Raw genomic sequence first — 10,919 nt, 5'->3', positions numbered from 1 at the left:
GGCCGTCCGCGTGGCTTTGGTGGTGGGGCTAAGGCTGGTGGTGGCACGGTTATAAACGATGCCTTCTGTCTGACGCTCACCGATGACGGCAGTCTTCATCCGGTCGCAAAGCACTCCCGCGGAGCGCCGCCGAGAGCCTCGAAGGCCGCGACGTGGAAACGCAGGCCGGTCATCTGATGCATGACGAAGCGTGCCCAGATGGGACGGCTATGACCCGGCACTATCGTGAACAGCCAGATGATCCTCGGCGCCAGTTAAAGTGCCGACCGCGTGACGCCGCCATTTTCGCTGGCGTTAGTGTTGGTCAGTTTTACAGCAGATCACCGATAACAGTGGACAGGTTAAACGGAACAATTCCGATCTCACCACGCGGCATCGTGTCGAGCAAGTCGACCGTGCGGGCAAAGGTTTCCACTTGCTGAAAGGCGTAATCAGGGTCGAGCCGGTCCAAGCCTCCGCCCGGCAAGACCTGGCAAAGATAGTCCGGTATCGGACAGCTTGATATCGTCGGAATTCCTGATGCGTATAATGGCTGGCCTTCGCCCAACATCACCTGCGCCGCCGCTGGGGCGACTATCAGCGCGCGTACCTTTTTGCGCCCGCGTGCGGCAGCGATATACACGTCACTCATCGACTTATTACTGGTATAGATCAAATCGAGCTCCGGCTTCCCGGTGGGCGCGGGGTGCCCTTTTGCAAAGTCATCTCGCCACTCGGTACATCCAAGATGCTCAATCGTAGCTCCTGCAACGGCTTTAGCATGGCCGGGTTTGCCGTCCCACAATTCTGGATGCATTTCGAGCCAGGTCGCCGTCGCCTGATTCCCGTGGCGGCCGAACTGGGGAAGCTGGAAATGACCCGTGACGAGTACGAAGACGAGGCTTCGGTTGCGGGCAGATTTCGGTAGCGAGGAGAAATAATGCGCCAGAGCGAGTACCCCAGCACCGCCGTTCTCTTCGCACGCATTAGGTCCATCGGTGTGGGTGTTGATGATGATTGTCTCAAGCAGGTTGCAGCCCGGCAAAACCGCATAAATCGTATCGGTCGCAACGTCTTCCAACGTGCCATCCAAGGTCAGGCGACCGCTCAAACCGTGCTTGATCGCGGCTTTGATCCGCTCTCCTTCAGATTGCGCCACCCATATTGCAGGTAAGCCCCAATACGGTGTGGTGAATGGCAGCACCTGCCCCTTCAACTGCACTTCCGAGACGCCTTCGAAAATGCAAACGACGGCTAAAACCCCTGCTTCACGCGCCTTGTCGATCGGTACGCCAAGCAAACCGGTGATAAGCGGCGTGGTTACGGCTTTGGGAAAGTCTATGCCTTCCGGCAGGCTGCCGCGTCGATTGGTCACCAGTTCGAGGAATGCCGCCAGATCCCGACGCTTTACCGTCACCACCGCAATTTTGCCGCGGGCTTTCTCAAACGCCTGAACCCGACCGTTGAAAAGAACCATCTTACCCGAGATACCGCCGGGAGGTGTAAGCCCGGAATACGGGAACGGCGCCGCTACCTCAATTACTTCACCATTTGACAGTTTGAACGCGGTGGTTCGTGGCATCCACCGGCGCATCGTGAGTTGATCGCGCTTCACCTCAAGGCCCATCCCTCTCAACTCACCAGCAAGATAATCGATTGCCCGTGCTTGCGCCGGGCTGCCGGTCAATCGGGGGCCGAAACTGTTGAGCCTTTTGATCCAACTCCAAAGTTTCCGCTGATCAGGGAGTGCGGGGATGGACGGCTTTCGCTGCTCACTGAATCCGGTGCTGGGAAAAGCCGGGAATACGATCCCGGCGAGAAGAGCAGTGAGCCCAACAGTCGAAAAATCTCTTCGTTTCAAGACTAACCTCCGCGCCTCTCTATCACGAATGGAAGCGATACCTATGGCCGCACGCCGCCCGTGTCCTTGCAAATCCAGTGCCATTAAAAGCACACGTCTAATCTTCAGTTTTGAATTGAACGCGCAGTCTGAATCGGTTTTGGACCGCGTGCGAAGTCAATGCAGCTTTCGGACAGACTCCGCGCAAGCATCTGAAGTGGTTGAAGAGTCACTTTACTGATCTAGGAACGCGTCGTTGGTTCAATGCCTTTAAGAGCGACTTTATCTTGAGCCTAGTCTCGGGTCGGCCAAAAACCTTTGCCTGCTTGCAGACGACCATCAGTCGCAGAATGCAGCGGCAAGACTGTAAACTGTTGACCACGATAGGCGCTGCGCGTTGGACCTTTGTCACAACAACCTATCAAAACCCTCTATTTTATCCGGCGGACTTTCATTGCCGCCAAGGTTCTGGAGCTAGCGGCAAATCAGCCCCGACTGCCAATCTATCCGATGCTTGCGTCGCTGATAGTGATGCTGGCGCCCGAACCGCCGCCTGTTTGAGGCTCCAGCCGGATAATGACGGTCTGTGGCTGACGGCAAGACGGGTCATCGGGCAAGGGAAACCCAAATCGTTGAGGCTTTGCCCCGTCCAATACCGAAAACGCCTTGTTCGGAAAAATACCAAACCTACCAATTTCGCGAACGTTACTGCCGCAGTCAAGCGAAACGACCGTCGTCACTGGTCCTGAAGTCGACGGTTCATAACCAGTGACAGTAAGGACGACCCGCGCACTGGTATCAGCCGATGAGTGGACTGCTCTGCTCGATATGGTTATCGTCGCGGGCTTACTGGTCGTTGCCCGCATGTCGCTCTCGTTAGCTTGAACCGGGCTGACGATGCGCAGCATCGATAATGCCGCCGCACGAATAGCGATAAGCACCCAACGATGATAGCGCATCGATGTCTCCACAACCCAGCCAGTCCGGATGTTAGGCGGACACTATGGCTATTTCTAGCTTTGCGGGCTCTACGGCGCCGGGTTTGCCCGCTCCCGATCCGACAGGAATGAGCTGCAGGTCGATGGCCTCGCCATCCGTCTGCCCCCTTCCGCCGTAAACCCGCTGGATCGCGTCCGTCAGATCGAGGACGAAGGATGGTTTGCGATGATGGTCGCCGTCATGACCGAGAACGGCGAAAGAACCGACGTAATGGGGATCGGTGACGGGCGTATCGGCCTTAAGGTCGTTCTTGCCGAGAAACACCCGAACGCTGGTCGTGCTGGCACTGGTGATCTCGACATCGCGCAGGAATGCCAGCACACGAGGAGCGGAGGCCGCCTGCTCCTGTGCCGCGCCGAAATCCATTGTATCCATGCCGGATGGCAGAGGCGGTTGGCGGACGATCTCCTGCAATGCGCCCGCCGGGATCTTGATCGGCAGCGAAAGCGGCACGTTTTCCGTTGCCGCCTTGCTGTTGTCCGTGGAGGTGGTCGTCACGCCGGCGATTGCAGCATCGGTCGCCGTCGCCGCGATCACGGACGTGAGTTTATCGTTCAGGGCCAGCGTTTTGGCGCTCGCCGCCGCGACCTTGAAGTAGGTCCGGAAACCATAATTGTATCCGAGTTCCTCTGGAACATAAAGGTCAGAGACCTTCGGGGACCAGAAGTTGCCGTCGACATCGTAGAAATTGTCGGTGAACGGCATGTCGGCCCAGAGCCGATCCGTGCTGTTGGCGTTGCGCAAATTCCACGTCGCCCAGATGCGGTCGATGTTGCAATGATGCATGAAGAAGATCGGATCGCGGGGCGACGACATTTCCGGCATCCAGCCACCGATATTGTTGTGCACCTGATTGTGCGGTGTGTATTCCAGCGTCCCCTGCGTGCCGCTGCTGGTGGTGACCCAGGAAGGATCGAGTGAGTTCTGTCCCTCGGGGCGGGTGGTGCCGAAGACCTCGTATGGCTTCGCCGTTAGGATGGTGTTGAGAACCTGTGGCCCAACTATATTGTCCGGCATCGGCTGCGTGATTGGCCAGGTGCGCGACGAAACATAAAGTGGATTGTCCTTGCCGTCGGGCGTCTTTTGCATTGTGACCACTTCGGGCAGGTACGGATTGTCGGTCCAGTCCCAGAACGGCATAGCGAAATCGTTGTTCTTGGTCACGTGCCGAACGATGCGCTCGTACATAGCCGTATAGGCCCTGTGCCACGGCAGGAAATACCAGTTGCCATGCGGGCAGTATTTGACGACGTCACCGCTGCCGTGAAGTTTCGAGAGGTTGACCCAGTTGAATTTGTCGCTGGCGGGAAGGGCGTTGAGAAGGCGCACTGCGTCGCGATAGGTCTCGATGATCGGGTCGTTCCAGGCCAAGCCCTGCAGTGAGCGCCGCCAAGGGATTGACGGTATCTGCGCGAAGGCTTTTGTCCCCGGTAGGCCGCTGGCGAGCAGGCCTGCTGCAATGACGCCACCCTGAACGATGACATGTCTGCGTGTGATGCTCATCTTACTCTCCCTTGGATTTGAATTGTCCTTCGCCAAGATTAATGCCGCTTTTAGGCCGGTTCCGCGCCGTCTGGGCGCGGGAGCAGTGGGCAATTCGCACCACCATAGAGCTTGCGTTGGCTCTTTCTGAGTTTCGGTGAATCGGCGGCACGAGAAATGAAGCAAGCGACGTGCCACTCGAAAATGCAGCGTAAAATGCGAGCTAAAAACGCTACTACCGATCGTATTCCTGCATTCCAGTTGGAATCCAGATTCCGGAAAACTTAGTATCGCATTCCATGATCGTTCGAGCGACGGCTTGCCGACCAGCCACGGCAAGCACGTTCGGTTGCGAAAACCTCAAATGATCAAGCTGAAACAGTTGTTCAGACCGGTGAGAGGGCCCAAGATGCTGAAAACGCCCTGTGCGACGATAGAGAAGCACGCATCTCGAACAGGCTTTCGCTATCGGACCCCCAGCAATGACGGAGCCGTAGCCCGCTCGCTCTCAAATTCAAAACTGCGAAGCAGGCACCACTCCGTGGCTTGACGGGTGCGTAGAGCAGAGCGGGACAAACCGATTGTCGTGATCTCGACAAATGCGACAAAGGGCGGCGGCTGTCCGACATTTGCGAGAATAGCGGCGGGATCTCCGCGCGGGAACAACGGGCTCACCAAGTGATCCCACTTTCAGTCCCATTGTGCCCACTCATTCGGGCTTATTGTCGGACCCTATCGAGACCTCGCCGCAGCTGCGAAGCCCCACTCATATCCGTTTGAATTTGGCATCAAGGCTTGACGCTTGCCGTCCACACGGGGCAATTCGGGCAGTGTATTAGCCTGCTGTCCCGCTCGTTTCCTAACCCGACATCACAGCGGGGCAGGCTGATTTGGGGATCATCGCTCATTTGGGCCATGGTCTCAAGCGTCATATACCTGGCGCGTTGAACGGCCCATTCATCATTCTGTTCGAGCAGCAATGCGCCGACGAGACGGACGATGGCTTCGTCGTTCGGAAAGATGCCGACGACCTCGGTGCGTCGCTTGATTTCGCCGTTGAGACGCTCAATTGGATTCGTCGAGTGCAGCTTTCCCGGTGCTCTTTCGGGAAGGTCATGTAGGCGAACACTTCCTCTTCAGCGTCGTCCATGATGGTGGCAAGCTTCGGCACTTTCGGCCTGATTTGATCGGCGACACTGCGCCATTGTGCGCTTGCTGCCTCCGGGGTCTCCTGGGCAAAGGCCGTCGCGATGAAGGCGGATACGACCCGCCTGCCGCTCTTTCCAGCATGCGCGAGCACGTTCCTCATGAAGTGAACCCGGCACCTTTGCCAAGTGGCATTGAGAACCTTGGAAACGGCAGCCTTGATGCCCTCATGTGCATCAGAGACAACAAGGTTCACACCACGTAATCCTCGACGTGTCAGCCTGCGCAAGAATTCCGTCCAGATCGGTTCGGCCTCCGAGGTGCCAACTTCCATACCCAGGACCTCGCGCCGACCGTCGTTATTGACGCCGACCGCGATAATGACGGCGACTGAGACGATGCGGCCGCCACGCCGGACCTTGAGATAGGTCGCGTCCACCCAGACGTACCGCCACTCACCTTCAATCGGCCTGTCGAGGAACGCCTTCACTTTGACGTCGATCTCTTCACATAGACGGCTCACCTAGCTTTTGGAGATGCCGCTCATACCCATGGCCTTGACCAGGTCGTCGACAGAACGGGTCGAGATTCCCTGGATATACGCTTCCTGGATAACGGCCGTCAGAGCTTTCTCTGCCATCCGGCGCGGTTCAAGGAAGCTCGGAAAGTAGCTGCCTTTGCGCAGCTTCGGAATGCGAAGCTCGACGGTGCCAGCCCGCGTCTCCCAATCGCGGTCACGGTAGCCATTGCGTTGAGTGAGCCGCATCGAGTTCTTCACACCGAAGTCTGCACCCGTAGCCGAGCCTACTTCCAGCTCCATCAGCCGCTCGGCAGCAAGGCCGATCATCTCACGCAACAAATCTGCATCGGCACTCTTCTCAACAAGGGAGCGCACGTTCATCATGTCATTGGTCATCGGTGATCTTTCCGTCAGGTTGGTCTTGAACAACCCGACCCTAGCGGAAAACACTGATGGCCGCCCGCAAAGCCGATCACCCGCTACAGCGCAGCGAGAAGCGCGCGGGCACTCGGCTTTGCTACCTCCCGTCAGCTACACCAGGTGCTGGGACACGATCCGCGTTGCCGGTTGCTCACACCGCGCCACTTGGCGTATTCAAAACCGCCGAGGCTCTAATCGCCGCTGGATGAAAGTTCAGTGGCAGGTCACGCAGGCTCAAGACCCTCAAGGGCCTCACACTACGAGTTCGTCTGCAAGACATAGACTTCGCAGCCTGAACGTTTCACCCTCGATCCGCTCCATGGAAATGCCGGGACTGAACAACGACGGCTGAGTGCAGGCATCAAGACTTAAGTCTGTCGTAAAGCAGACAAAGCGAATACAAACGTGGTGCGAACTGTCGGCTATTGGCTGACACGAAGATGCAGAACCCTCGACGTGCTGGAGGTGCCCCAGGCACCTGCTATCATCGCAGGTTGGGGCCAAGGCTGGCCTGCTCTGATCCCCGGTAGTGGGCGGGGTACACCCTGCCGATTTCAATGAAGCTACGCCTTTTTTCCCGGCTGATCTCGTCCACCGTTCAAAGGCCCAACCGCCACGTCAGCAGCGTTTAGGCGAATATACGCTCCAGCATCTCTCTTAACTGCAGCGCTTCGCCGCCATCTGAGGTTTCGCGACCGCACGCGCTTGCCATGGCAGGTCCCGCAATCCGTCGCCCAAAGCCGTTATGGATGCAATACGAAATTTCCCGGCAATCTGGACATCTGCCGCGTGAGACCTGGAATGCAATATTCGAGTTCTGGTGCCTATTCAGCTCGCATTCGTGCTGCATGTCCGAGTGGCACGTCCCTTGCTTCACTTCATGCTACTGATTCACCGCAGAGAGCGAGGATGAACTGACGTAAACTCTATTTCTATCGCCCCAGTCGCTTTGTCGGAGATGGGTCACGAGCCGCATCGACGGGGCAGGAAGGCCTCAGATCGGGATTTAGCCCCAACGAAGCTGAAACCAGGGAGGCGCTCGCGCCGTGCTGGCCTTCGCGCCAAGGGCCGGCGAATTCTCCTGCGATATCGTGGCGCGGATGCACTCTGAGCCTCGAGAGGTAAGTGCTACCCTGCTCGTCAACGAGACGCCAATGAGCGTGCGGCGTCACGGAAACATATGGCACGGATTTTTTCCACGGTAAACGTCCGTACTTTCGAAAGCTGGCAATGGTGAATCCTTCAACATACTCTGCGCAACTCGCCGACGGCACTATCTCGGTTCACGTGGATCGAAGCCTTGTACCCCCCATCGAGATGTTCGGCTTCGGGCAGCGAATCAACCCGAACCGCTCGTTTCTGTTTGTTTCCAAGGTTCTTGGTCGATTCCTGCCGATCCGCCCTTCGGTCATGGGAAATGCATTCGACCTCCTTGCACGTCAGATTCCTGCCGATATTCCTGGTCCGGTTTTGTTCATCGGAATAGCCGAAGCGGGCATTGGCCTTGGTGCGGGTGTCCATCGGCGGTTCCGCGAACTCACTGGTCGCGGCGATGCAATATATATCTGCTCCACTCGCCATGATCTTAAACTGCCGCTGCTGTGCGAATTTGAGGAAGAGCATAGCCATGCCCCGCGGCACCTCCTGCACGAACCATGCGAGGCAAGGCTCCGCGACTTGGTTCATGGTGCGACCGGCTTGGTACTCGTTGACGATGAGGCTTCGACAGGTAAGACATTTGCCAACATCTTCGCTGCCCTTCCCGCAAAAATTCGTTTGAAGCTGAAGCACACAGTCCTACTTACGCTTACCGACTGGTCAGAAGGCGCTGCCCGCGCGGAGATCACGGGAACAGTCAGTGAGGCTACTATCGTTTCCGGACGGTACAGTTGGACTCCGCGTGGGGATTTCACGGCAGCTACTCCGCAGGTCCCTTCCTGTGACCGTCCTAAGCGGCCCGAGGTCTGTCCCGACGTCGCTCGAGACTGGGCGCGTCTCGGCGTCGTCGATCACTTGCAGGGTCTCAATGCAAACGCTGCCGATGACGGGATTACCCTCGTACTCGGAACGGGCGAACACGTGTGGCAGCCCTTCCTGCTTGCGGAGCGCTTGGAAAAGGAGGGCGCTGAGGTTTTCTATTCATCCGTGACGCGTTCTCCCCTGTCGAAAGGCCACGCGATCGGTTCAGTACTTTCGTTCTCCGACAACTACGGCGGAACGGTTCCACATTACCTCTACAACGTCGATCCAGCGCTGTACTCGAAAATTATACTCTGCTCGGAGACAGGCCCGGAAAATGTCTGTGCCAGCCTGATGTCCGCACTGGGCGATCCCATTGTCCTTTCAGACGTAGAAGGTGAATGAAGCCGCCTTAGGCCATGCGGTCTGCCGCTTCGAAATCGGCTCACTCGATCGGACATTTCCGCCAGTCCACAGCGACACAACACTGCTGTCGCGTTATCTAAGGACATCACTCCCATGGGGGATACCTATGACAGCATCGCCTCCCCTGCCATACTAGGCTCCTACGCCGAATACGACGTGACGCTCCTTCTCAAGAGAGTGGATATTCAGCCTACTGACACGGCCACGAGGGAAGAGGCCATCCAATCCGGGCGGCGGCATTACTCGGAAATGATTTCCGCCGAGATGGCCCCGACCCGCGAATACATGGAGCTGTTTGCTAAGGCCATGGCCACTGGTGGCCCGCGCATGGGCGCCGAGACGGCACGCCTCGCCCTCGCGATCGTGCAGTCGGTCGAGGGTCCTATTACCCTTGTCAGTTTGGTCCGCGCCGGCGTGCCCTTCGGCATCCTTCTCAAGAGGGCCATCGCCTTACTCGGCCGGGACGTCGGACACTACGGGTTGTCGATCATTCGCGACAAGGGCGTTGACGACGAGGCTATGCGCCACATTCTTGCCAGGCGTCCTGTCGAGAGCATCGTCTTCGTAGATAGCTGGACGGGCAAAGGAGCAATTGCGAACCAACTCGAAAAGAGCTTCAAGGACTACTCAGACCGGCCTGCGCGGCTAGTTGTATTGGCCGACCCCTGCGGCTGCGCATGGCTCGCCGCATCGGGCGACGACTGGCTTATTCCCTCCGGAATGCTAGGATGCACCGTATCCGGGCTTATCAGCCGCTCGATCCTCAACGCTGCCCTCGTCGGTCCCGGTGACTTCCACGCCTGCGTCCAGTGGGATAATCTCGCGGAACACGATATTTCCCGATCATTCGTGGATGGTATGTGGAATGATGTCTCCACTGTGATTGCAACCGAAATCCCGAGCGTCTGGAGTATCGAGACCCGCCGGGCGCATCGCGATGCCGCCGCCGCTGCCGTCGCCTGGGTGATGGGGGAGGACGCCGTAACGAACATCAACCGAGTAAAGCCGGGCATTGCGGAGGCGACCAGGGCCATCCTGCGACGTGTGCCGGAAAAGGTGTACGTCTCGTCGCCAACCGATCCGGAACTCGCGGCCCTCATGTACCTGATCGACAACAAAGGCGTCCCGTATGTCGTCTCCCCTAGAAAGATCGCCCCTTACCGCGCCGTCACGCTGATCCGGCACGTCTCCTAATCTCCACGTATGTCTACTTACGAGCTCGGCGCGCAGGTCAAGGAAACTGAGATGTGACAAATTCCGTATCGTAAAATTCATTGCCAATGGAGAATCCGCGAAAGCTCACATCTGGCAATCGATCAGATATTTAACCAGTCGCATTTTGGAGTACGCATATGAAGCCCATTGCTCTGGTGGACCTCGACGACACCTTGTTTCAAACCAAGAAAAAGATACCGGAGATTGCGGAAGCCGATCTGGTATTGGTGTCCAAATCCATTAATGGAAGCAACTCCTATATGACGAAGATTCAAGCTGCCTTTGTCGAGTGGCTGCTCGTCTCCACGGAGGCCATCCCGGTTACGGCGCGCGGCTCTGAGGCTCTTTCGCGCGTTACGATCGCGTTTGAAAGCTACTCAATCGTATCGAACGGTGCCGTCATCCTCAAAAAGGACGGCAAGCCTGACGCCGAATGGCATGAGGTCGTCGCAAGGGAGCTCCGGCCGCTTGCCGGCTTTTTCGATAAGCTCCTCGATGAGGGCAGGACCAAGGCGAGGGAACTTGGCGTCCACATCCGGTGCTGGTCGGTGATGGAAGCTGATCTCGCGACATATGTTGTCTTCAAAGAGATTGACGGAGACGGCTCACGCCTTGAAGAGATTGTGCCGATCATTCGAGAAAAACGGGGTTGGGTTCGACACCACAACGGCAATAACCTTGCGCTAGTTCCGCCTGCGATCTCAAAACGGGTGGCCTCACAATTTCTGCTCAAAAAGCTTCGGACGGAGCATCCAGGTCGCCCAGTGATCGGCTACGGTGACAGTGTGAGCGACTTCTCCTACCTGTCCCTCTGCGACTGGTGGGGCGCTCCGGGTAACTCTCAAATGACAGACCTTGTCGTTTCCGCTGTTGCGCGTGAGAGATAGGTGACACGCGTACTGCGAACGTGGTGATATGTGAGGAGGGTGCAGG

At 57.4% G+C, this 10,919-nt stretch carries 6 protein-coding genes and 3 pseudogenes; 4 read left to right on the top strand and 5 right to left on the bottom strand.

The features are described from left to right. Positions 1–48 precede the first annotated feature (48 nt). From AMK05_RS35725 to AMK05_RS26140, 5 genes and pseudogenes are all read right to left on the bottom strand, one after another. A pseudogene (locus AMK05_RS35725) lies at positions 49–245 on the bottom strand (IS21 family transposase); the annotation flags it as partial. Positions 246–310: 65 nt separating this feature from the next. Beyond that, the gene (locus AMK05_RS26150) at positions 311–1,840 is read right to left on the bottom strand and encodes a hypothetical protein (protein ID WP_064842853.1); all 1,530 of its coding nucleotides are present in this window, start codon (positions 1,838–1,840) and stop codon (positions 311–313) included. 482 nt (positions 1,841–2,322) lie between these two features. Next, the gene (locus tag AMK05_RS33765) at positions 2,323–2,778 is read right to left on the bottom strand and encodes a hypothetical protein (RefSeq protein WP_082935751.1); all 456 of its coding nucleotides are present in this window, start codon (positions 2,776–2,778) and stop codon (positions 2,323–2,325) included. A 31-nt stretch (positions 2,779–2,809) separates the two neighbouring features. Then, on the bottom strand, positions 2,810–4,321 hold the full coding sequence (locus AMK05_RS26145; protein WP_064842494.1) for a tyrosinase family protein: 1,512 nt from the start codon (positions 4,319–4,321) through the stop codon (positions 2,810–2,812). A 767-nt stretch (positions 4,322–5,088) separates the two neighbouring features. Continuing rightward, positions 5,089–6,347 (bottom strand): annotated as a pseudogene (locus AMK05_RS26140) (IS256 family transposase). A 266-nt stretch (positions 6,348–6,613) separates the two neighbouring features. Here AMK05_RS26140 and AMK05_RS35720 point away from each other — a divergent pair. From AMK05_RS35720 to AMK05_RS26120, 4 genes and pseudogenes are all read left to right on the top strand, one after another. Next, a pseudogene (locus AMK05_RS35720) lies at positions 6,614–6,738 on the top strand (IS481 family transposase); the annotation flags it as partial. An 878-nt stretch (positions 6,739–7,616) separates the two neighbouring features. Next, the gene (locus AMK05_RS35715; RefSeq protein ID WP_011053330.1) at positions 7,617–8,750 is read left to right on the top strand and encodes a phosphoribosyltransferase domain-containing protein; all 1,134 of its coding nucleotides are present in this window, start codon (positions 7,617–7,619) and stop codon (positions 8,748–8,750) included. A 114-nt stretch (positions 8,751–8,864) separates the two neighbouring features. Continuing rightward, positions 8,865–9,965 carry a cysteine protease StiP domain-containing protein gene (locus tag AMK05_RS26125; RefSeq protein ID WP_064842491.1) on the top strand — a complete coding sequence of 367 codons (1,101 nt, stop codon included), beginning with the start codon at positions 8,865–8,867 and terminating at the stop codon, positions 9,963–9,965. 158 nt (positions 9,966–10,123) lie between these two features. Continuing rightward, entirely contained in the window at positions 10,124–10,873 is a 750-nt protein-coding gene (locus AMK05_RS26120) for a hypothetical protein (protein WP_064842488.1), read from the top strand. The last annotated feature ends 46 nt before the right edge of the window (positions 10,874–10,919 follow it).

Source organism: Rhizobium sp. N324, from assembly GCF_001664485.1.
Taxonomy (GTDB): domain Bacteria; phylum Pseudomonadota; class Alphaproteobacteria; order Rhizobiales; family Rhizobiaceae; genus Rhizobium.
The sequence above is the reverse complement of the archived record's forward strand: the minus strand, read 5'-3'. Positions and strand labels throughout refer to the sequence as shown.